Origin of the sequence: Mesorhizobium sp. WSM4306, assembly GCF_007003975.1 — a bacterium.
Classification (GTDB): Bacteria; Pseudomonadota; Alphaproteobacteria; order Rhizobiales; family Rhizobiaceae; genus Mesorhizobium.
In genome coordinates this window covers 93,445-116,465 of sequence record NZ_VFTC01000022.1, presented here as the reverse complement: position 1 = coordinate 116,465, position 23,021 = coordinate 93,445, and the positions used below count along the sequence as shown (strand labels likewise).

Sequence of the window (23,021 nt, the reverse complement as noted above, 5' to 3'; positions counted from 1 at the left end):
TCAATCTCGGCTATGTGATCACCGACGCCGACGGCTCGACGGCACCAGGCACGCTGACCGTCACCTTCGACGACGACAGCCCTTCAGTTCTCGACAAGACAGATCTCTATTTCGCCAACAGCGGAACCGTCAGTGGAACCGGTGTGTTCGACTACTCCATCGGTGCTGACGGACATACGACGTATAGCGCCGTCAATTCTGACTTTGCCGCCATCACATTGGCCGGTACTGTAGCCGGAAACGCGATCACGGCGCCGACCGTAGCCTGGGCTTCTGAGACGTCAACAGAGGCTGTTTTCAACGTCAGCTTCAGCTATCTCACCGGTGGGGTGTCCACCCAGGAAACGGGCACCATTACTTTCGACAAGGTGGCGGGAACCTACACCGTGGATCTGGTCGACCCGATTTCTGCGGTAACGATCAGCACCGTGAGCAATTCGTCTTCTATCGTCGGCTATCAGCCGGGGTCCTCGACGATTGACAACAGCCAGCCGGATGTGGCGGTAGCTCAGGTCAATGCAAACCTGTTCATCCAGTTTACCGGCTATTCGGAACCGGGCGCTGGCACTGGCGCCGACAACCTGCAATCGGGTTCGATTGACGGCAATCCGCTTACTTATGTGAACGGAGAATTGATCACTCAGAGTTCGTCGTACGTGTCCATCTCGGGCACGGCAAACGGCGTTGCCGGCGATACAATGGGCAAGGGAGAAGTCATTGACATGGACTTCTTCACCACGAACCCGACTGGGTTTACGGCTTTGACGCCTGACGCCCAGGTGAGTTCGATGTTCCTGAAGTTCGATGGCATCGGGAGCAGCGAAGACTTCATCGTCATCCTGAAACTCTACGATACGGTTGCCGGTACCTATACGACCAAGGCAGTGTTTGTGGAGAACGGCGACATCTTCAAAGGCCCGGGCACTGGTCCGGGTATCTACTCGGGCGTAACGCTCGACAACAATGACGGCCTATTGATCATCGAATCGAATGACTACAACGCTGCTGGCCAGAACTATGTGCTGGTTGGTGCACAGATCACTCCTACCGATGAAGGCATCACCGGCACAGCCATCAATCTCAACGGTGCCATTGGTGCCGGCGGCGCGAGCACCACGACCCAAAACCTGAGTTCAGATACCAATGATCTCGGGTTCAAGGTCTCCGATATCGGTCTGGTCAGCACCACGACGACGGCCCAAAATGCCGATCTGACTTTCAACGTTACCGTGAAAGACGCGGACGGCGATACGTCAACGGCACAGCAACTGGACGTTCACGTTGTCAATGGTGTTACCTATGCCGGCACGGCAGATGCCGAAAGTATGCAGGGTACGGCCAATGGCGACACGCTGAACGGCAGTGGGGGCAACGATATCCTACAAGGATTTGCCGGAAACGATACACTCACCGGCGGAGCGGGCGCGGACACGATGACCGGCGGCATCGGCGCCGACACCTTCGTGATCGGGGCCGGCGATTCGACGCCCGTCATAGGCGGGTCGGGCAACGCCGGCACGATCTCAGGCTACGACATCATCACCGACTTCGTCGCAGGGACCGACAAGCTGAGCCTGCCTGGGACACTGGTGGCTGCAACCGCAGGCAACGTCAATGGCGGGGACTCCACCTTGACGATCGGCGGGGACACGGTTCAGTCCCATTCGCTCACGAACGGTATTGCCAGCTTCTTCGGGACCGACTCCTTTACCCAGCCACTGGCGGTCACATCCACCGCAAGCCTGGCTGCGGTTGTCCAGTATCTGACGATAACGGATATCGGAAACGCGGGGGCGACGCTCGCCTTCACGGCAACGATAGCGGCAGTGAGCCATACATTTGTCTACACCCAAACCGGTGCAGGTGCCGGCGTGGGAACCCTCGTCGATCTCCAGGGGGTCACGATAGCGGACCTGAACACCCTGATCACAGGGTCGATCGATCCCATCATCCTCGACCTGAATCATGACGGCTTTGCCTTCTCCGATGTCAATCACGGCGTCCAGTTCGACCTCAATGGCGACGGGACGAAGGACCAGGTCTCCTGGAACACATCCCATGACGGCATGCTGGTGGTGGATCTCAACCATGACGGCAAGATCGACGACGGCACCGAACTGTTCACGCCGAACTTCGGCGGCGGCAGTTTCGCCAGTGGCGCGGCAGCACTTGCGTCGCTCGACAGCAACCATGACGGCCTGATCGACCACAATGACGCCGCCTTCGACAGCCTACTGATCTGGAAGGACGCCAACGCCAACGGCATCAGCGACGCCGGGGAATTGTCTAATCTTGCTCATAACGATATTACTTCGATAAGTACTACAACGACCTCCGCTGTCGGCGAAATCGATGGGCAAGCCGTGACCGGCAATGGAACCTTCCAAATGGCCGACGGGACGACCGGCAACTACGTTGAGGTCGAGCTCGACACTTCGCTCGCCGCCCCGGCGCAGCCGGACGTCGCCTCCGCCGGCACTTCGGGAGCCGACACGTTCAAGATCGACAATCTGGACATCAAGGATCTGATCGCCGACTACCATGGCGGTGAAGGGGACAAGATCGACTTGAGCGCGTTGTTCGACAAGGCGCCGGCCGGCAACATAGCCGACTATGTGCACTACGACAGCGCGACCAGTACTGTGAGCGTCGATACCAGCGGCTCGGGCAACGCAGCCAACTTTGTGGATGTCGCCGTTCTGCAGAATGCGCCTGCCGCCGGCACGATCAACATCCTCTACGACGACACAGAACATCAACAGCACACGGCCACGATTTAGCACTTATGCGTGGCCGTGCTCTCATGCTACATATTAGCGAAACATAAAACCGCAGTTTGGAGAGGGACTTAAATGAAGCGTTGTGCAAGATTGCTGGCTTCGGCCGCGGCGCTGCTGTTGGCTGGATCGACGGGCTTCGCCGCCGACATCATCGAAGGGCCGGTGGCCGACTATTGCCGCACGGTCGGCACGTCGAACCTGGTGCTGAACGACAACATCGTCGATCTCAAGTCCGAGGTGGTGAAGCTGATGGACGAGTCGGTGGCTGTCGCCAACAGCTCGGAATGGATCAACTCTTCGCGCCCCGCCTTCGTCTGGGCATCGGAAGCCAAGGTCGCCTGCGGCATGGCCTATGGCTATCTCAAGACGAACTACAAGGACGAAGACACCCTCAACAAGTGCGAGTGCTTCCACGATCGCATGGTCGAGTACATGAACTGACCGGAAGGGGTCTGGCCCTGCAGTTTGGCTGACCCGATGGTCGGCGGACGATTGACGAGGGCGATCGCAGGAGCGATCGCATTGACCGGTTTTGGTCAGCTTGCCACGCAAGCCCGCGCCAACTGGCTGGAACGACCTAGCCTGGAGAGACCGTCCGCGTTGACGCGGCCAGTCCGCTGTGACGCCGCCCCGGAATGGACGCGCGAGACATTCAAGGCATTCGCGACATGCCAGGCATCGCTCTACGGCCTGGAGCCGTTGCTGGCGCACGCAGTGATGGAGATCGAAAGCGGTTTCGATCCCGACGTGCACGGCGCCGACGGCGAAGTTGGCTTGATGCAGGTGATGCCGGGAACGGCGCGAATGCTCGGCTTTCGCGGTTCGCTCGACGAGCTTGGTGCGCCGGCGACCAACATCGCGCTCGGCGTCAGATATCTGGCGCAGGCAAACAGTCTTGCCGCGGGCGATCTCTGCACCACCGTCATGAAGTATCGCGCCGGGCATGGTGAAACCCGGTTCTCCGAACTTTCGGTCCGCTACTGCCGGCGTGCGCGTGCGATCCTGGCGAGAGAAGGCGTTTCTGTTGCCGGGCCGCTACCGGTGGCGACGTTCGGCTTTTCCGCATTCCCGACAGCAGGAGATGACGGCGCCCCTGCCCCGGGGAAGCGGATTTGCGTGCGCCGGCTGTTCGTGCCCGGGCCGCGATACATGAAATGCGCGGACTATCGAAGCGCCGGGCAAGCAAAGGTGATCAAGGCGCTCCGGGCAAGACTCTTCAACGGCTAGAGCAGTTCATCGTTTCGTGGAAACGGCGAACTGCTCTACCTCCTTGTTTTGACGCAATTCCGACGGAAGACCGCTTCACACTTTTCCTGGAATTGCTCTAAACCACGGTCCGGCAATTACAAAGACGGCGAGGCAAGTCTGCCTTAAGATGAATGGGATGAGACCGGACAAACAGCCGGCGGGATATGGGGGAGGCATCATGGAAGCTGGCCGGCAAGGCCACAGTTCGTGGACAGGGGCGATCGTCTTTGCGCTCGCGGGCATAATATCGGGCTGCCAGTCGAAAGGCAGCATCTCGGATGCGCTCGATCCGGCGGCGATCGCCGCACCTGGAGCGCCGGCCGCCAGCGCCGCTGCCGGCCCGGCCCAAGCCACGCAGTCGCTCGGCACCGGATCGACGAAGGTCACGGTGCTGCTGCCTTTGTCGGCCCCAGGTAACGTCGGCGAAAGCGGCAGAAAAATGCTCGATGCGACCAAGCTGGCGATGGCCGACCTTGGCAATGCACTGCTCACGGTCACGGTCGAGGACACCAAGGGCGACAGCGCGCACGCCAGCGAATTGGCGGTGAAAGCGATCACCACCGGAACCAAGATCGTCATCGGCCCGGTCGAGCTTGCGGCCGCTCAGCATATAGCCAAGCTGTCGGGCTCGCAGCGGCCGCCAGTGCTGGCGCTGGCCGACAATTTCGCCGGTGGCCCGGGCGTCTATGCGGTGCGCCTCAGCGAGGCCGACAGCGCGGCCGCGGGCGCGGCCGGCCTGGCGGCCAAAGGCAGCAAGAAGTTCGTGCTGCTCGTCGCGGCCGGCGCGAATGCCAGCGCGGTTGAAAAGCGGGTCGCCAACAGCCTCAGCATCTATGGCGCGACGCTCGCCGTCACCATTCCGTATTCGGCCGGTGACGGCGGCACAAAAGCGGTCAACGACATGGGCTCCCTGGTCGATGCTCCCGATGCCATCGTCGTCGCCAGCGGCGACGATAGTCCGTCGCAGATCCTTGCGGCGCTCAAATCGAAAGGCATCCCTGGAAAAGCAGTCGCCGTCGTTGGAACCAACCGCTGGCTGGAACATCCGATCGAACCGCTGTTTGAAGGATCCTACATCGCCACGCTCGACCCTAGCGAAACCGGGCCAATCGCCGACCGCTTCAAGACGACCTACAATTATCCAGCCGACGCCAATGTCGCCTACGCCTATGATATGGTTGCCCTGACAGCGGGGATTGCAAGTGCGGTCGGGCCCGGCGGCTTCAACAAGCAGGTGCTCGAAAATCGGAGCGGATTTCGCGGATCGACCGGCTTGTTCCGGTTCCGGGCGGATGGCTCCAGTGAGCGATCCATGCCCTTTTATCAGGTTCAAAAAGGTGCGCTCAAACTGGTCGCCAAATCGACGTCGGGGTACTGAGGGGCGAGACCCCTTGGGATCTGCTTGATCTGATGGGCTGGCTGAGGCGCAATCGCTTGGTGGTGTTGCTCGGAAGCCTGCTGCTTCTGACCGGGGTCTTGTTGATCGTCCGAGCCGCCGATCTGCTTTCCATCGATCGACCGGTACCAGCGCCACGTCAATCCATCGACGATGGCCAGCCAACGCGACCGGCTGCGACTTTCGCCAATACGCCATGGCGAGGACGGGCACGCAAGATTGCTCAGGACCTTATCGCGCCTCCGCAGCTTGATCCGGCGCAAATCGAACGGGTAGAGCCGCGCCCGCCGCTCGGCGAACTTGGCCTGGCAGCACCTGCAGGGATGCGGATGCCAAAGGATTGGCCAGTGGTCCTGCTGTATCAACCGGTTGTCACCTCGTCGGCGACCTTCGAATCCATGGGACGCACGGTAGCCATCAGCGGGGTCCGGGGCATCGACCTGGACAAGGCTTGTTCGTTTCGCGACGTCGCCTGGCCTTGCGGCCACCGTGCTCGGGCGGCTTTCAATTCCTGGCTGCGCGGTCGGGCGCTTAAATGCGTCGTGCCGCCGGAGATCGATCGTTTCGCCATTGCCGCACCGTGCAATTTGGGCAAACAGGATGTCGGTGCCTGGCTTGTTTCCAACGGCTGGGCGACGGCCTTGGCAAGTGGCATCTACGGCAAGGCGGAGGAAGTCGCCAAGGGTGCCGAGATGGGCATATTCGGCCCGCCACAATAGCCGACAATTCGGTGTCGCTACGGTTGCCAGCGCAGCCTAGCATTGAAGGCCAGGTTTCGGCCGATGGTAGGCGATTGCGCCATTACTCAAATTGTATGATTCCTCGAAACTGAATGTGCAGCACCATGGCCTATGATGATAGTCGATCAGGCGGGAGATTGACTAATGATGACACCGATGGCGAATAGATCGCCCCAGCAATGGAAAGACGTCGCATGGCTGACCGCCTTGGGATCGGCGGGAATTTTGCTGCTTTCAGTTGGCCTCAACTATCTGCTTCTGTTCTCGGAAGCATTGACGCCGTTCGGCCGCAGCATGGTCACGGCGATCCTGTTGCCGGTCATCATCGGTGGCCCGCTTCTCGTGTTCATTGGCCTGCAGCGCGCCGAACTCGGCCATTATCGAAGAGAACTCAACAAATCGGCAACCTTTGACAGCCTGACAGGCTGCCTCAACCGAACCGTCTTCACGTCGATGGTCGACAGGAGAACACCCCGGCAGGATTCGTCCGGTCCAAGATCCGGCGCCTTCCTGGTCATTCATCCCGAACACATCAGGTCCATCAACCTGCGCTTCGGGCTGGGCTGGGGTGACGAGGCCTTGCGGCTCATAGCGTCGACCATCCAGTCATCGGTGCGCAAGGAAGATCTGGTGGGCCGCATCGGAACCTCCATGTTCGGGGTCTTTCTGCCCGGTGCGACGGAAGATGACGCCAAGGAAATTGGCGAGCGTATCCGGGCGCGCGTGGCGCAAGCCTATTTCGCGCCGAAAGGAACCGAGGATACCCTGACCATCAGCGTCGGCGGCGTGGTGTTTGAAAACGAACTGGAATTCGAAGAGATGTTCCGATCGGCGGAATCGCTGTTATCCGGTGTCGAGCACAAGCCTGGATTTCAATTGTCGCACCTGCGCCACTAACTCTGAAACGCCGCCTGTATGCCGCGTCCGCCGGCGACTGCCGCGCGTCAGTCGCGCGATACGGACAGTCCCGTGAGAAGCGGTGCGTACGCGGCGAGCCTGCGGGATACGAACTCGGTGAAGAGCCGCACGCGCTACGTCTTACGTGTCTCGCCCTGTGTGAGAAGCCAAACCGTTCCGTACATGTGCAGGTCGGTACCCGGCACCCTGACCAGCAAGGGGTCGGCATCTCCGACGAAGCACGGCAGTGTCGTCATCCCGACCCCTTGCCGTACAGCAGCGATCTGCGCCTCGCCGTCCGTGGTCCTGAACGGAACCCCCGTGGTGCGAACCTCGCGGGCCCAATCCGGGATTCCGTGACTGCTTATGACAATCCATCGGATGGGATCAGGCGCGCCCGCACTCCGCGCTGTTGGTCGATCCCGGGACATGTAGACGCCTCCGAACAGCTCCGGTCCCTTCAGGCCGTGAAGATTGAGCGGCAGGGTTTTACGGTCGTAGACGACGCGAATCGCGACGTCGGCCTCTCGGTTGGTCAAATTTGCTAGCTCGCCGGACGACAGGATTTCCATCTCGATGTCCGGATGGAGACGCGCGAAATCGGCGAAGTCCGGCATGAGCAGGTGTGCCGCGAGGGGCGGCGCCAACGTCACCCGCAGAAGCCCGCGCACGCTCTGGTCGCGACCGAAGACGCGCGTCTCCAGCTGGTGCGATGACGCTTCCATCTGGTTCGCGAGCTCGAGGACTTCCTCGCCCGCAGCCGTCAGGCGGTAGCCCGAGGGCAGCTTTTCGAACATCTGCGCCCCGAGGCGTTCCTCGAGCTGGGCGATGCGTCGCAGCACGGTTGAATGATTCACCCCGAGATGCGCGGCGGCAGCCCGCACCGAGCCTCCGCGTGCGACGGCAAGAAAATAGCGAACGTCATCCCAGTCGATCATGGTGCAATCCCGCACCGCAAGATGCGCCTTCCAAAGCCCGTGTCCAACACATCGAACAGTGTATGTGGGTGGCCCGGGGTGGTTGTCATACCCCATGCCGACAAGCACGGCCTATCCTGAATGGCGGACACCGATCTTCGCGGCTGGCGTCAATCGTCCTACTGGTTCGATTTTGCACCACCGATGTGCGCGTTTCCGCACTCAACAACTGAAGCCGGCGGACCCATTTCGAGGTTCTCGAAGGCAGATGCCATCCCGACACCACAAAAGGAAAAGTCATGGGAAAGCTAGACGGTAAGGTTGCAGTCATCACGGGTGGATCGAGCGGCATGGCGCTGGCGAGCGCCAAGCGGTTCGTTGAAGAAGGCGCCTATGTTTTCATCACGGGCCGGAGACAGGAGGCGCTCGACGAGGCCGTCAGACTGATTGGCCGGAACGTGACCGGCGTGCGCGGCGACGTGGCCAATCTCGACGACCTCGACCGTCTGTTCGACACAGTCAAGCGGGAGAAGGGCAAGATCGACGTCCTGTACGCGAGCGCCGGCACGGGCGAAGCCGTCCCGCTGGGCGAGATTACCGAGCAGCATTTCGATGCGACCTTCGGCCTGAATACGCGCGGCACGCTGTTCACGGTGCAAAAGGCGTTGCCGCTGTTCAACGATGGCGGATCGATCTTCATGACCGGATCAGTTGCTTCGCTGAAAGGTTTCCCCGGCTACAGCATGTATGCGGCGAGCAAGGCGGCGTTGCACGCGTTCGCGCGCGGGTGGCTCAATGAGCTGAAGGGCAGGAAGTCTGACGATTCGAGCTTCGTGAACGGGCTGGAGTTGTCCGTCGACGGCGGCTTCTCGGCCATCTGAAAGGTCGGGGAATCAACATCAACACGGATCGGAGAAGTATCATGAGCTATGCGATTGTAGGATTCGGTAAGATAGGCCAGGCCCTCGCCCACGCCTTCGCCCGCAAAAACATCGATGTGACCGTCGCGAGCCGCCGACCGCCCGAGGCTTTGGCGCCGCAGGCTCGGGCGATTGGGCCCACGGTCGTGGCCAAGTCGCTGCGGGATGCGCTCGAGGCCGACACAATCATCCTGGCGGTCCCGTTCGGGGAGCATCGCAAGGTTGCGAAAGCCCTGCCGAGCTGGAAAGGCAAGACGGTCATCGACGCGATGAACGCGTTTCCTGTCCCCGAAGAGCTGGACGGCCTCCCCTCCTCAGCCTTCGTTGCGAAGTCGTTCACCGGCGCCAAGTTCGTGAAAGGCTTCAATCACTTGATTGCAGCCACCCTGGCTGCCGATCCGGTCGTCGAGGGCGGCCACCGGGTGGTCTTCCTGTCGAGCGACGACGAGGACGCGACCGCTCCCGTGGCGGATTTGGCCAAACAACTCGGGTTCGCACCCATCAAGCTGGGAAAGCTCAACGAGGGTGGCGCGCTGGTGCACGCACGCGGCCGCACTTGGGGCCAGCTCATCTTCCAGGATTTGTTCAAGAAGGAGCAGTAATCGATCTGCGACCGTACGAGGCCTTCTCAATGGTGTGCCAAAGGGCAATATCCATGGCTGCGCTGCGGTCCCGCTCACGACGCCCTGGCCAGGAAATTCCGATAGTCTGACTTCGCCTGCAGCAGGCGCAGCACGTTGTCGCGCGATCCCCGCACATGGGCGCGCGCCAGCGTGCCGGCGCGCTTAGCGTCGCCGGCGCAGATGGCGTCGACGATTTCGGCATGCTCGTCGCGTGCGATCTTCCATTCGTCCAGCCAGAGCAGTTCCGTCCAGACATAGTGCTGACATTTGTCGAGGATGCCGCACAGCATGCCGTGCAGCATAACGTTGCCGCTGATCTCGGCAATCACGCGATGCAGGTCGATGCCGACCTCGAGCTCCTGGAATTTTTCCCCGGCGGTGCGATCCGGAATGTAGCCGGTCTGATTTTCCACGCCCAGGGCGGCACCATCCCAAAGACTCGCCCGGCCCGAAATAGATCGTGCCGGTGGTGTACTGCACCGATATCGGCTTCAGAACGTCGTCACCGGGGTATTGACGATGAAATAAAATGTGGATTTGATAATACGTGGATACAAAAATATTTTAGGTGCCCCATGCCTGCAGCCTTTCCGGCAGAGCCACAGATGTCCGCCACTGCTGAGGAAGAGGCGTACAGGCACGTTCAGAGAGCCCTTCGCTTCGGTCGCTACAAACCGGGCGACAGGCTTATTCCGGAGGAGATTGCCGCCGAGATTGGCATGAGTCGTATGCCGGTGCGGGAAGCCTTTCGGCGCCTGGCCTCCGACGGGCTGGTGGTTCTGCGGCCCAATCGTGGATGCGTGGTGGCAGGCCTGACGGTCGATGAGCTCTACGAGATTTTCGAAATTCGCTCGGTTCTGGAGGGACTGGCCGTAAGGCTGGCGATGCCCCGGATCGATGAGGAGGAGTTCGAGGAACTCGAGCGCCTGCTCGAGCGCATGGAGCGCGCAGGCCAGAGCGGCAGCAGCGACTGGGTGGTCCGCCACCAGGAATTCCATGGCCGTATCTGTGCGCTAAGCCGGAGGCCCAAGCTTATCCACCAGATATCGGCGCTGCATGTGGTGATAGAGCCCTACATGCGCATCTGGTTCGACGACTGTGACAAGCCGCATTCTGCGCGCGAGGAGCATGCCGCCGTGATCGCGGCCTTGCGTTCAGGCGACGAACTTCACGCGGAAAAGGTGATGCAGGATCATATTCTCAGCACAGCACCGATGCTGGCTGAGTTCGTGAGTCCGAGCCGGTGACGAACGCCGGCCGGACAAGAATGCCCTCGAACCGGCAATGCGGCCGGACGTAGGAACAGATCGATCTATCAAAAAAGGGGAACCACATGAAAGTTTGTCGTTTGGCCGCAGTTGCGGCCGCACTCAGCATGCTCGGCTTCATGCACACCGCATTGGCTGAGGACGCGCCCAAGGCCATAACCATCGCCACGGAGGGCGCCTACGCTCCGTGGAACTTCACCAACGCAGACGGCAAGCTCGACGGACTGGAGATCGAACTCGCCAACAATCTTTGCGAGCGGATGAAGGTCAAATGCACCATCATCGCTCAGGACTGGGACGGACTTATTCCTTCGCTGAAGGTCGGCAAGTTCGATGTGATCATGGCCAGCATGTTCATCACGCCGAAACGCCTCGAGACCATCGACTTCACCCAGCCTTATGCGATCGACCCGGGCGGGTTCGCAGCCGCCAAGGATAGCGATCTGGGGAAGCTCGGCGCTTCGACCGAGAAATTCAAACTGGACGATGAGGCTGCTTCCAAGGCTGCGGTCGACAAGTTAAAGCCCCTGCTGAAGGGTAAGGTGGTCGGTGTCCAGGCGGCCACGGCCATGCTCGAATTCCTCAAGAAATACTTCGGCGACACGGTGGAGATTCGCGAGTACAAGACGACCGAGCAGCACGATCTCGATCTGGCCGCGGGCCGCATCGATGCAATATTCGCTCAGAAGACAGCGCTCGCCGCGACGCTCGCAAAACCCGAATTCTCGGGCTTCACGGTTGCAGGTCCGGGCTTTGTCGGCGGCTTGTTCGGCGCCGGTACGGGTGCGGGACTCAGGAAGGAAGACGCCAAGCTCAAGGAAATGCTGAATGACGCGATCAGCGCCGCCATTGCCGACGGGACCATTAAACGCATCTCGGAAAAATGGGTGAAAACGGACGTGACGCCGGTCAAGTAGCCACGCGTGTATTCTGTCCGGCCGATTGGTATCAACCGATCGGCCGGGTGCCGCGCTGAACGATCAGGTTTCACATGACGGACGCACTCCATATCCTTTCCGTGGGCAAGGGCGGCTGGGGCGGAGCCCTGCTGCTGGCAGCTGGCGTGACATTTGCGCTGTCAGTCCTCGGCTTCCTGCTCGGCGCTCTCTTCGGCGCGGTTGCAGCAGGAGGTCGGCTCTCCACGAGAGCTTTACCGTCATGGGTCGCCAAGGGCTATGGCACGGTTTTCAGGGGTGTGCCCGATCTGTTGACGATCTACCTGCTTTACTACGGCGGCAGCATAGCATTGACTGAGATCGGTAAATTCTTCGGCAGCGCAGGCTTCGTCGGGCTGCCGACATTTGCGACTGGCGTCCTGGCGATCGGCATCATTTCGGGCGCCTATCAAGCCGAGGTCTATCGCGGAGCATATCTCGCCGTCGATCTCGGCCAGTTTGAGGCTAGCAAGGCGCTCGGCCTGTCCCGGTTCCAATTGCTGCGTCTCGTCATCGTGCCTCAACTGATGCGGCACGCCCTGCCGGGCCTCGGAAATGTCTGGCAGCTTGTGCTCAAGGATTCGGCCTTGATCTCCGTGATCGGCTTGGTGGAATTGATGCGGCAATCTCAGATCGGTGCGGGATCGATGCGAGAGCCCTTCGTCTTCTATATAGCAGCCGCGACGCTGTATTTCCTCATCGCTACCGTGACCGGATCGGTCTTCCGCTACGGCGAGGCACGGGCGTGGCGAGGCATGGTCCACGCATGATCGACTTCGCCTTCTTTGTAGAGATCATTCCCACCCTTCTCTCCGGCTTGCCGTTAACCTTGCAACTTGCGGGGTTGTCGATCGGAATAGGCTTTGCCTTGGCCCTATTGCTCGCACTGGCGCAGCAGGGAAACCATCGGATGCTGGTCTGGCCCATACGCTCCTTCGTTGCCGTCTTTCGCGGCACGCCATTGCTCGTCCAGATATTCCTCATCTATTACGGCCTCGGCCAGTTCCGCCCCACACTTCAGGCAGTTGGGCTCTGGTGGCTGTTTCGTGAGCCCTATTGGTGCGCCATCATCGCGCTCAGTCTCAATACCGCGGCCTATGGCAGCGAAATCCTGCGGGGTGCGATACAGGGTGTGCCGCGCGAGCTTGTCGAGGCAGCCTCTGCCTTCGGCATGACACGGCTCCAGACCCTGCGCCTCGTCGTTCTGCCTTTGGCGCTGCGCCAAGCCATACCGAGCTACAGCAACGAGATCATCCTCATGGTAAAGGGTACGTCGCTTGCATCGATCGTCACCCTGATGGAAGTGACGGGCATCGCCCAGGGGCTTATTTCGCAGACCTATCGCGCCGTAGAGGTTTTCGTGGCCGCGGGCGCGATCTATCTCACCATCAATTTCACGATCATCTCGGCACTGAACGCGCTGGAAACCTGGCTAACGCCTTATCGGGTCCGAGCCTGATACGCGTCTGGCGTAACGAGGAGAATTGGCAAAATGCGCAGTGTCGAGAAGCCGAAGCGATCCGTTGTCGTGTCGTGTTACGCCATGGCGGCAACGTCACATCCATCAGACCAAGGGATATCCAGACAGAATGCGTGATTTCCAGTTTCCCGGCCGCTCGCCGGTTCGTGCCACAGAAGCGCTTGCCGCGACCTCGCATCCGCTTGCGACCCTTGCCGCCATCGACATGCTGCGCGCCGGCGGCAATGCCATGGACGCCGCCGTCTGCGCCGCCGCCGTGCAGGGCGTGGTCGAGCCGCAATCGACCGGCATCGGCGGCGATTGTTTTGTCCTCTATTCCCCCGGAGGACAGGGCAAGGTGCTGGCCTTCAACGGTTCGGGCCGCGCGCCTGCGAAGGCCACCGTCGACTGGTATCTGGACAAGGGTTTTAGCGAGCTTCCCAAACAGGGGCCGCATGCGGTGACGGTGCCTGGCGCCGTCGATGCCTGGAGCCGGCTGCTGGAAGACCATGGCCGCAAGAGCCTGGCCGAGGTGCTGGCGCCGGCCATCCATTATGCCGAGAACGGCTATGTCGTGCATGACCGCGTCGCTTTCGACTGGGCCGAGCCGGAAACCGACCTGTCCGCCGACGAACATGCCGCACGCATCTTCCTGCCGGGCGGCCAGGCGCCGAAGGCCGGAGACGTCCACCGCCAACCGGAACTCGCCGCCACCTTGCGGGTGATCGCCAAACAGGGCCGCGCCGGCTTCTACGAAGGCGCTGTCGCCGACGACATGGTGCGCCGGCTCAGGGAATTGGGCGGGCTGCATAGCCAAGAGGATTTCGCCGCGACCAAAGGCGACTATGTGGCGCCGGTCAGCACCGCCTATGGCGGCTACGACATCCACCAGATGCCGCCGAACAATCAGGGGCTGACGGCGCTTTTGATGCTGAACGTGCTGTCCGGCTTCAAGCTCGGCGGCCTGGACCCCAATGGCGCCGAGCGCCTGCATCTGGAGATCGAGGCCGGGCGGCTGGCCTACCAGGACCGCGACCGCTATGTCGGTGACCAGGACCATGTCCCGGTGCCTGTCCAGCAGCTTCTGTCCGGCGCCTATGCCGACCGGCTGCGCGCCGAGATCCACCGCGACCGCGCCATGACGCATCTGCCGCGCCTGGAACTGCCCGGCAGCGACACGGTCTACATCTCGATCGTCGACCGCGACCGCAACGCAGTCTCCTTCATCAACTCGACCTATTATTCCTTCGGCAGTGGCGTTGTTGGCCCGAAGACCGGTATCGTGCTGCAGAATCGTGGCTCGAGCTTCCGCCTCGACCCGGCCCACCCAAACGCGATCGCGCCCGGCAAGCGGCCGATGCACACGATCATGCCCGGCATGGCGACGAGGAACGGCCGCGTGGTGATGCCGTTCGGCGTCATGGGTGGCGGCTACCAGCCGTTCGGTCATGTCCACCTGATCACCAACATGATCGATTTCGGAATGGATCCACAGCAGGCGCTGGATGCGCCGCGGGTGTTCTACAATGATGATACTGTGGAGGCCGAACGCGGCGTTCCCGCCGAGGCGATCGAAGGGCTGCGCAAGCGTGGCCATCGCATAGTCGAGCCGCATCATCCTCTTGGCGGCGGGCAAGTGGTGCTGATCGACTGGGAAAAGGGAACGCTGACAGGCGCCTCCGATCCGCGCAAGGACGGGATGGCGCTCGGATATTGATAAGGTCGGTTTTGCCATGACATCACAATGGCGTGTCGCGGCTGGATTTCGACAGGTTGGAAGGATAGTCGGTGATCATGGCCAGTAGCGAAAACTCCCTTGGGCTCTCCCGCCGTCTCGCCGCCGGCGCTGATGACGCTCCAGCGATCCTGGCACCCGACAGGGCGACGCTCAGCCATGGCGGATTGCGCGGTCTGATCGCCGCCACGGCAAAACAGCTGCATGAGCGCGGCATCGGCCGGGGCGACAGGGTGGCGATCGTGCTGCCGAACGGGCCGGAGATGGCCACCGCTTTTGTCGCCGTGGCGGCCACTGCCTCGACAGCGCCGCTCAATCCAGCCTACCGGGCTGATGAGCTTGATTTCTACCTGACCGACATCGGCGCCAAGGCGATCCTCGTTGCGGAAGGCGACACCGGCCCTGCGGTGACGGTGGCCGAACGCCTTGGTATTGGCGTGCTCCGGCTGGTCGCGCAGCCTGACGCACCGGCCGGAAGTTTTATGATCGAGGGCGCGGCGATCGGACCGCAGGCCGCTCCCGATAAGACGCAAGACGGCGACATCGCACTTTTGCTGCATACCTCCGGCACGACATCGCGTCCAAAACTGGTGCCGCTCAGCCATGCCAACATCGCGGCCTCGGCCGCCCATATCGGCGCGACGCTAGGCCTGACAGCCAATGACCGCTGCCTCAACATCATGCCGCTGTTCCACATCCACGGCCTGATCGCGGCCGTTCTGTCGTCGCTGGCAACAGGCGGCAGCATCTATTGCACGCCCGGCTTCAACGCGCTGCGCTTCTTCCAGTGGCTGAGCGAGGCACAACCAAGCTGGTACACCGCCGTGCCGACCATGCATCAGGCGATCCTGCCCAGGGCGCCGCGCAACACCGAGGCGCTGTCGGCAGCGCGTCTACGCTTCATCCGCTCGTCCTCGGCGTCACTGCCGGCGCAGGTGATGGCCGAACTGGAGGCGACCTTCGGCTGCCCGGTGATCGAATCCTATGGGATGACCGAGGCGGCGCATCAGATGGCCTCGAACCGACTGCCGCCGGGCCAGCGCAAACCGGGCAGCGTCGGTGCCTCGGCCGGTCCGGAAGTGGCTGTCATGGCGCCCGACGGGAGGCTGCTCGAACCCGGCGAAACCGGCGAGATCGTCATTCGCGGGCCCAATGTGACGGCAGGCTACGAAAAGAACCCGGATGCCAACGCCACGGCCTTCGCGCATGGTTGGTTCCATACCGGCGATCAGGGCGTGCTCGACGAGGACTTCTATCTGCGCGTCACCGGGCGGCTCAAGGAGATCATCAACCGCGGCGGCGAAAAGATCTCGCCGCTCGAGGTCGACGACGTGCTGATGGATTATCCGGCGGTGGCGCAGGTCGTCACTTTCGCCATGCCGCATGACAAGCTTGGCGAGGAGGTGGCGGCGGCAGTGGTGCTGCGCGAAGGTATCAGTGCCACCGAGGGCGACATTCGCAGCTATGCCGCAACGCGGCTTGCCGACTTCAAGGTGCCGCGCAAGATCCTGATCCTGGACGAGATCCCCAAGGGCGCGACGGGCAAATTGCAGCGTATCGGCCTTGCCGCCAAACTCGGACTTTGACGATGAAGGTCACCGTCTTCGGCGCCGGTGCGATCGGCGGCTATCTCGCGGCCAAGCTTGCCATGGCCGGGCGGACCGATCTTTCGATCGTCGCGCGCGGCGCGCATCTGGAAGCGATCAAGGCAAACGGCCTGCGCCTGATCGAGGATGGCCAGGACATGTCGGTCCCCGTCCGGGCCGCGGCCACGGCCGACGTGCTTGGCGTGCAGGATTATGTCGTGCTGGCGCTGAAGGCCCATTCTCTCACCCTGGCCCTTGACCAGATCGCACCGCTGCTGGGCGACCACACCGCCGTCGTCACCATGCAGAACGGCGTGCCGTGGTGGTATTTCCACGGCGTCGGCGGGCCGCTCGAAGGCACCCGGCTGAACGCGGTCGATCGGGGCGGCGTCATCTGGCAGCGGATCGGGCCACAGCGCGTCATCGGCTCGGTCGTCTATCCTGCGGTCGAAGTCGATGCGCCGGGCCTCATCCACCATGTCGACGGCAAGCGTTTCTCGCTCGGCGAACCCTCTGGCGAGCGCAGCGAACGGGTCACGCTTCTGGCCGAGGAAATGGTCAAGGCCGGCTTGCAGGTACCGGTGCGCGACGACATCCGCAGCGAGATCTGGGTGAAGCTGTGGGGCAACCTCTCCTTCAACCCGATCTCGGCGCTGACCGGCAGCACGCTGGCCGCGATCGTTGCCGACGAGAGCACCCGCATGCTTGCCCGCACCATGATGCTGGAGGCGCAGGCGATCGGCGAAAGCCTCGGCGTACGCTTTCCGATCGGGGTCGACCGCCGCATCAAGGGCGCCGGCGATGTCGGCGAGCACAAGACCTCGATGCTGCAGGATCTCGAGCGCGGCCGGTCGATGGAGATCGATGCGCTGGTGACGGCAGTCCAGGAACTTGGCCGGCTAACGGACAAGCCGACACCGGCGATAGATGCCGTGCTGGCGTTGCTGCGGCGGCTGGCGGTGGAGCGCGGGTGTTACGGGTGAGAGGGCGCGGTGCCTAATGCATGTCGCCCAGAAGTGTGCTGCGGTTCTGGGACAACGACATGCATCAAAACAAAGACTTAAAGCGCGTCGCTTGAATCCGTTTCAGCGCGACGCGCTTTAGGCCTGAAGAGACGGCCTGCCCCTGGGGCGGGATCGGGCCAACGGCGATCGCGTCCCGGACCCCTTGCCATTGAGGAGGTGCGCCTGGCATCTCAAGCTCCTTGAAGAGGCCAGGCAATTGCACATCCTGGGCAACCAAAGGAGCTATGGGCCTTTGGCGTCCTCACCAGTCAACTCTGCATGGAGTGCAAGAGAGCCTGCATATGCTCTTCCAGGTCGAGTTCGCCACGCGCCTCAACTTTCAACAGGTACTCGGCCTTGGCTCGGCGCTCGCTTGAGCCGGTCGTGGGATGGCAGCAGATGGCCAGCAATGCTTGCTGTTCAACTCGATCCGCAGTCTTACGGTCCTGCCAAGTACTTCCCGATTGATGAACAATCTGAAGGAGTGCGGCATAGGCTTCCTCATGGGCTGCGATCCGCGCCCGCAATTCCGTCGCGTTAGCGTCACTTCGAGCTAGTGATGGTTCAACAACTGACGCGACGGCGGCGAAGGCAAGCAGTGTGCGGCGGGTGACCTCGGGCATGGGTCATCTCCTTTCTGTCTAATAATTCCCGGCACATCATAGCATCGCCGCGACGGTTCGCGGAGGTGCTCGGCTAAGCAACCGCCATGTCTGCTGACAAGACAGGATCCAAATGGTCATGCGCTGGACATGCGCATCAACGTCAGGTGCCCCTCGATGTGGATATTCTCCTCGGAGCGTCGCTGCGTCATCCGGAGACTGGATAGCCACGCTTAGAACTGAGCTTTCGCATCGAGAACATCGAGAACCGGGCGCCGTGTCGGCCTGGTTGGAGTGCGCCGGACGAAACCGTTTTGCTGAAAACACGTCGAGCGCCTCCGGTTTTTCACCGCTGACGATCTACTCAGTTAAGTATTTGGTGAAGCCAAGGGGAATGGCGAAGCCATGGCCCGTCCAGGGGAATCCATAGATGGTGTTGGACAGGGCAACTGATGCGTCGACGATCGGATGCCGTCAACGGCACAACTCTCGACACGGGAAGCGTCGACCTTCAGGAACGAGGACTCGTCGATGAAGGGCATGTAAGCCAGCATCACGAGCCGCTCGTACGAGCTCTTCGCGCACGCCCTTCGGGAAGCGGACATGCCGCCGAACGGGTGCGAACTTCCGCGTTCGACGTACCTGCGCGGCTCGGCGCGATCCCGCCCAGTCTGTTCAGTCCTTCGCGCGATAGGCGTTCGGAATGGTGAACACCTCGTCCGCCAGAGATCAGAGGATTTGGCGGCCATGTTCATAAGATCCCCTTGAAACTCGTTGAAGTTGATCGCTCCAGAAACATACCGCGCTCAGCCGAGCCAAGCCATCACGCGAGCGGGCCGTATATCCGCTCGGGTGGTGTGGCAGGATCATCCCGAAAGCTAGGTGAGTGCTCGGCTCGCACACCTCATGGATTTCCATGAGATGCGGTTAGGCCATGGTGGGACTAGGGTAGGCTGTGACTTCGCCGGGCCAGATATCGAGAACAAGTGCTATACGGAGCGCCGACAGCCCCCTGGCCTTCTTTGTCCGGCTAGGAGAAACCAATGACGCGCCTCTGGTCGCACCGCCCTCAATTCTTGCACCTGGGGCTTTTTGCAGCGGCCTACGTCCTCGGCTGCGGATTCGCTCAGGCGCTCGCGATCATACCCGGAACAGGTATTTCCGTTTGGCCTCCAAGTGGGCTTTTCATGGCTACGCTTATCCTCGCTTCCAGGCACAGTTGGCCGTGGTGGATGCTGGGTGGACTTTTTGCGGAACTGTTCAGCAACGTCGTGTGGTTCCACAGTCCACTGCCTGCCGCCGTCCTGATCTATGCGGGCAACGCTCTTGAAGCGGCGACCGGCGCATGGCTCGTTAACCGGACTTTAGGACGGCCAGTCAGGCTGGAAACGCTGCATGAAGTTCTCGCGCTCGTCGTGTTGGGCGCTGGAATTGCCCCAGTCGTGAGCGCGACGGTGGGAAGCGCTACGCTTGCGTGGTTTGGCATACAATCGCAATCCTTCACGGAAGCTTGGCCTCTATGGTGGATCGGAGACGCTACCGGGGTCTTGATCGTAGCGCCACTGGCGTTGGTCGTTATGCAGAACTGGCGCGACGAAGCCCGGCTCACGGGCGCGCGATGGATGGAAGCTCTCGGCCTCGGGCTGATCTTCCTCGGTATCGCCGCTCTTTCGTTGAGTGATTACCTGCCGTTCGCCTATATCATCATGCCGCCTCTTCTTTGGGCCGCGGTTCGCTTCGAATTCAAAGGCGCCGCCGTCACCTTGGCCCTCCTCGCTCTGATCACGGCGATATTCACGATATCCGGCGCCAGCCAATTTGCCGGTGACCCCGAGTCCCAGAGGCAAAAGCACATCATGCTACAGCTCTTTCTGGCCATCTCGGCATCCTCAGCGCTCATAGTGGCCGCGATATCCAGGCAACATCAGGTGGCGGTGCTCACATTGCGCCAAAGCGTGGAGGCGTTGCGCGATCGAGAGCGGGAGCTTTCGCAGCTCGTCAACCTTGTTCCGAGCCACGTCTGGCGCCTCACGCCCGCCGGTGAGCCGAACTTCATCAACAAGCGCCTGAGCGATTTTCTCGGCCTTGATGTAGTTGACTACGATCAGCCTGGAATGAGCCGGCTGGCCGCCGCCATCGCGACTTCCGCCCATCCCGAGGATGCTCCGGGCATTCAGGAGGCGATCGGTCACTCGCTTGCCACCGGCAAGCCGTTCTCCATGACGTGGCGCGTGCGCCGCGCGGATGGCGTATATCGATGGGTTGAGTCTCGCGCCGAACCGTTGCGCGACGACGCCGGCGCCATTCTCCACTGGTACGGCGTGAACGTCGACATCGATGACCAGGTGACCGCGCAGCAGGCGTTGCGGGACCGGGAGCGGGAGCTCGCGCAGCTCGTGGATATGGTGCCCGTTCAGATCAGACGTCTGACGCCCGAAGGCGAGCCTACCTTCTTCAACAAGCGCTTGCTTGACTTCTTCGGCTTGCATGACGTGGCGCAATTGGAGAAGCCGGATATGAGCCGGCTGGCGGCGGCAATACAGACCCTCGTCCACCCCGAAGATGCAGCCCGCCTGCTGAAGACGGTCCGCCACTCTCTCGCCACCGGCGAACCTTACGCCATGAAGTATCGAATGCGCCGCGCGGACGGTGCGTACCGCTGGGTTGACGGCCGCGGGGAGCCGGTGCGGGATCACGGCGGAGCGATTGTGCAATGGTACGCAATTTCCATCGACATCGACGATGAGATGCGCGCGCAGGAGGCGCTGCGCGACCGGGAGCGGGAGCTGCGGCAGTTAATCGACGCCGTGCCCGCTCTCATCTGGAGCACAACGCCCGAAGGAACGCCGTCCTACATCAACAAGCCGCTCATGGATACGGTTGGCGTCACCCTGGAAGACTTGACCGCGCCGGACTCGTCGCGATCCCTGGCGGATGTCCATCCGGATGACAGGCCGGTGGTAGAGCAGGCGCTCGCGCGCTCGTTCGAGGCTGGTACCGCCTTCGCAAGGACCTATCGACAGCGGCGGTCAGGTGGCGGCTACCGGTGGACCGAGGGACGCGCGGAGCCGCTTCGCGACGAGTCCGGCAGCATCGTCCAGTGGTACGGCGTTTGCGTCGACATCCACGATTTGGCTACCGCGCAGGAGGCGCTGCGCGAGAGAGAACGCTTCCTCTGGCAGCTCGTTGAAACTCTTCCGATAATGATCGATTGCGCCGCGCCGGATGGCGAGCCGATGTATCGCAGCCGGCAGCTTCGCGAATTCCTCGGGTATGAGCTTGAAGAATTGGACGGAACGGGAAAGGGCCGCTTGGCCGGCACGCTCGACGCTGGTGTTCATCCCGACGACGTGGCGGACGTCAAAGAGAGTTATGCCCGCTCCTTGGCCACCGGCGAGCCGTATGCGCGCAAGCACCGTCTGCGGCGCTTCGACGGCGAATATCGCTGGGTCGACACGCGCGCCGCGCCCATGCGCAACTCCGAGGGGGCGATTATACAGTGGAACGTCACCTGCCTGGATATCGATGGTCAGGTTCGGGCGCAAGAAGAGTTGCGCTTGGCGCAAGAGCGACTTGCACGTGCGAGCCAAGCAGCGAGCCTTGCGGAGCTTTCGGCTTCCATCGCGCACGAGGTGAACCAGCCCCTGGCGGCCGTCGTGGCGAACTCGCACGCCTGTCAGCGCTGGCTCATGGCCGAACCGCCAAATCTCGAGCGGGCGCAAAAGACGGTGGAGCGCATCATTCGTGACGCGAATTCCGCCGCCGATGTCGTTAGCCGCATACGCGCCTTGTTCAAGCAATCCGTGGAGACGAGGACGAGGACGACGCTCGGCAGTGTCATCGCCGAGGCGCTTAACCTCGTGGCCGAGGAGGCGGTGCGCCGTCGCGTTCGTTTGGACGTTGATGTCAACCGCGACCTTCCGCTCGTCGCGCTCGATCGCGTCCACATCCAGCAAGTTCTGGTCAACCTCATCCGCAACGGCATGGATGCGATGGAGTCTGTTGCACACGACAGAGTTCTTGGCTTGCGGGTGCGAGCTAGGGGAGATGTGGTCCAAACCGAAATCAGCGATCGCGGCCTGGGAGTTGCGTCCCCCGAGAGGATATTCGAGCCGTTTTTTACGACAAAAGAGAATGGCATGGGCATGGGACTCGCCATCTGCCGTTCGATTGTCGAGTCTCACGGCGGACGCTTGTGGGTGGAAAAGAACGAGCCGCATGGAGCGACATTCATTTTCACGTTGCCGGCTGAAGTGAAAGCTACCGCATGACAACGGACGACCATATCGTCTTCATCGTCGATGACGATGCGCGCATTCGGGAGGCGCTCGGCGAGCTACTTGCCTCACACGGCATGCGCGCCATGGCGTTCGGATCGGCCGGCGATTATGTCACCACGGACAAGCCGGACGTCCCGGCCTGCCTTATCCTCGATGTCGAGTTGCCGGATATCAACGGCCTCGATCTGCAGAGGCAGATCGCGGAGGGCGATCATCCGCCGATTGTTTTCATAACAGGGCATGGCGACATCCCATCGTCGGTCCGGGCGATCAAGCACGGAGCCGTCGACTTTCTGACCAAGCCTTTCAGTGATGCGAATCTCATGACCGCAGTCAACGCAGCGATCGCCCAGGATCGGCAAAAGCGGTCGGCGCGCGCTGAACTCGGGGCGTTGAGGCAGCGTTATCTCGACCTGACGCCGCGCGAACGCGAGGTGTTGCCGCTTGTGGTCAGCGGTCTTCTCAACAAGCAGGCTGCCGCGGAACTGGGGATCAGCGAGGTCACACTGGAAATTCATAGAAGGAATGTCATGCAGAAAATGATGGCGGCGTCGCTCGCCGATCTCGTGCGCATCGCGGAGCGATTGGAAATACCGATCACTCACTCGCGCCGGACGAGAGGAGGTTGAGT

Annotated in this window: 19 protein-coding genes and 1 pseudogene; 17 read left to right on the top strand and 3 right to left on the bottom strand. The window is 61.7% G+C overall.

The window, feature by feature from the left end:
- The 6 genes from FJV77_RS23295 to FJV77_RS23270 form a co-directional block, all read left to right on the top strand.
- Positions 1–2,780, top strand: a 2,780-nt coding sequence (locus FJV77_RS23295; protein WP_142868947.1) for a type I secretion C-terminal target domain-containing protein, incomplete at its 5' end; no start/stop codon positions are given.
- Between the two features lie 72 nt (positions 2,781–2,852).
- On the top strand, positions 2,853–3,221 hold the full coding sequence (locus tag FJV77_RS23290) for a hypothetical protein (protein ID WP_142868946.1): 369 nt from the start codon (positions 2,853–2,855) through the stop codon (positions 3,219–3,221).
- 81 nt (positions 3,222–3,302) lie between these two features.
- Entirely contained in the window at positions 3,303–4,007 is a 705-nt protein-coding gene (locus FJV77_RS23285; protein WP_246691360.1) for a transglycosylase SLT domain-containing protein, read from the top strand.
- A gap of 199 nt (positions 4,008–4,206) precedes the next feature.
- On the top strand, positions 4,207–5,406 hold the full coding sequence (locus FJV77_RS23280; protein ID WP_142868944.1) for an ABC transporter substrate-binding protein: 1,200 nt from the start codon (positions 4,207–4,209) through the stop codon (positions 5,404–5,406).
- Positions 5,407–5,465: 59 nt separating this feature from the next.
- The gene (locus FJV77_RS23275; RefSeq protein WP_246691363.1) at positions 5,466–6,143 is read left to right on the top strand and encodes a thermonuclease family protein; all 678 of its coding nucleotides are present in this window, start codon (positions 5,466–5,468) and stop codon (positions 6,141–6,143) included.
- Positions 6,144–6,308: 165 nt separating this feature from the next.
- The gene (locus FJV77_RS23270; protein WP_142868942.1) at positions 6,309–7,061 is read left to right on the top strand and encodes a GGDEF domain-containing protein; all 753 of its coding nucleotides are present in this window, start codon (positions 6,309–6,311) and stop codon (positions 7,059–7,061) included.
- Between the two features lie 47 nt (positions 7,062–7,108).
- Here the strand turns inward: FJV77_RS23270 and FJV77_RS23265 are convergent.
- Positions 7,109–7,999 (bottom strand): annotated as a pseudogene (locus FJV77_RS23265) (LysR family transcriptional regulator).
- Between the two features lie 278 nt (positions 8,000–8,277).
- On the opposite strand from FJV77_RS23265, the gene FJV77_RS23260 reads away from it, so the two are divergent.
- Positions 8,278–8,859 carry an SDR family oxidoreductase gene (locus FJV77_RS23260; RefSeq protein WP_142868941.1) on the top strand — a complete coding sequence of 194 codons (582 nt, stop codon included), beginning with the start codon at positions 8,278–8,280 and terminating at the stop codon, positions 8,857–8,859.
- Positions 8,860–8,900: 41 nt separating this feature from the next.
- Positions 8,901–9,500 carry an NADPH-dependent F420 reductase gene (locus FJV77_RS23255; RefSeq protein ID WP_142868940.1) on the top strand — a complete coding sequence of 200 codons (600 nt, stop codon included), beginning with the start codon at positions 8,901–8,903 and terminating at the stop codon, positions 9,498–9,500.
- A 74-nt stretch (positions 9,501–9,574) separates the two neighbouring features.
- Here the strand turns inward: FJV77_RS23255 and FJV77_RS23250 are convergent, their stop codons facing one another.
- Positions 9,575–9,934 carry an FCD domain-containing protein gene (locus tag FJV77_RS23250; protein WP_246691359.1) on the bottom strand — a complete coding sequence of 120 codons (360 nt, stop codon included), beginning with the start codon at positions 9,932–9,934 and terminating at the stop codon, positions 9,575–9,577.
- A gap of 192 nt (positions 9,935–10,126) precedes the next feature.
- Between FJV77_RS23250 and FJV77_RS23245 the strand changes: the two genes are divergently transcribed.
- The 7 genes from FJV77_RS23245 (at position 10,127) to FJV77_RS23215 (ending at position 17,487) form a co-directional block, all read left to right on the top strand.
- Positions 10,127–10,768 carry a GntR family transcriptional regulator gene (locus FJV77_RS23245; RefSeq protein WP_246691358.1) on the top strand — a complete coding sequence of 214 codons (642 nt, stop codon included), beginning with the start codon at positions 10,127–10,129 and terminating at the stop codon, positions 10,766–10,768.
- An 86-nt stretch (positions 10,769–10,854) separates the two neighbouring features.
- Complete coding sequence (locus FJV77_RS23240) at positions 10,855–11,706, top strand: transporter substrate-binding domain-containing protein (protein ID WP_142868938.1); 852 nt, start codon at positions 10,855–10,857, stop codon at positions 11,704–11,706.
- Positions 11,707–11,780: 74 nt separating this feature from the next.
- Complete coding sequence (locus FJV77_RS23235) at positions 11,781–12,494, top strand: ABC transporter permease subunit (RefSeq protein WP_142868937.1); 714 nt, start codon at positions 11,781–11,783, stop codon at positions 12,492–12,494.
- Positions 12,491–13,183 carry an ABC transporter permease gene (locus tag FJV77_RS23230; RefSeq protein WP_142868936.1) on the top strand — a complete coding sequence of 231 codons (693 nt, stop codon included), beginning with the start codon at positions 12,491–12,493 and terminating at the stop codon, positions 13,181–13,183. Before FJV77_RS23235 ends, FJV77_RS23230 begins: the two co-directional genes overlap by 4 nt.
- Before the next feature lie 130 nt (positions 13,184–13,313).
- Positions 13,314–14,900 carry a gamma-glutamyltransferase gene (gene ggt / locus FJV77_RS23225; RefSeq protein WP_142868935.1) on the top strand — a complete coding sequence of 529 codons (1,587 nt, stop codon included), beginning with the start codon at positions 13,314–13,316 and terminating at the stop codon, positions 14,898–14,900.
- Positions 14,901–14,977: 77 nt separating this feature from the next.
- On the top strand, positions 14,978–16,504 hold the full coding sequence (locus FJV77_RS23220; RefSeq protein ID WP_142868934.1) for an acyl--CoA ligase: 1,527 nt from the start codon (positions 14,978–14,980) through the stop codon (positions 16,502–16,504).
- A gap of 2 nt (positions 16,505–16,506) precedes the next feature.
- Positions 16,507–17,487: a 2-dehydropantoate 2-reductase gene (locus FJV77_RS23215; RefSeq protein ID WP_142868933.1), complete on the top strand. Its 981-nt coding sequence runs from the start codon at positions 16,507–16,509 to the stop codon at positions 17,485–17,487.
- 290 nt (positions 17,488–17,777) lie between these two features.
- Here the strand turns inward: FJV77_RS23215 and FJV77_RS23210 are convergent, their stop codons facing one another.
- Positions 17,778–18,131 (bottom strand): hypothetical protein, encoded by a 354-nt coding sequence (locus FJV77_RS23210; RefSeq protein ID WP_142868932.1) that lies wholly within the window; start codon positions 18,129–18,131, stop codon positions 17,778–17,780.
- Positions 18,132–19,153: 1,022 nt separating this feature from the next.
- Here FJV77_RS23210 and FJV77_RS23205 point away from each other — a divergent pair.
- Together FJV77_RS23205 and FJV77_RS23200 are read left to right on the top strand one after the other, a co-directional pair.
- Positions 19,154–22,381, top strand: coding sequence for a PAS domain-containing protein (locus FJV77_RS23205; RefSeq protein ID WP_142868931.1), 3,228 nt, complete (start codon positions 19,154–19,156; stop codon positions 22,379–22,381).
- Positions 22,378–23,019 (top strand): response regulator, encoded by a 642-nt coding sequence (locus FJV77_RS23200; RefSeq protein ID WP_142868930.1) that lies wholly within the window; start codon positions 22,378–22,380, stop codon positions 23,017–23,019. Before FJV77_RS23205 ends, FJV77_RS23200 begins: the two co-directional genes overlap by 4 nt.
- Positions 23,020–23,021: the final 2 nt, after the last annotated feature.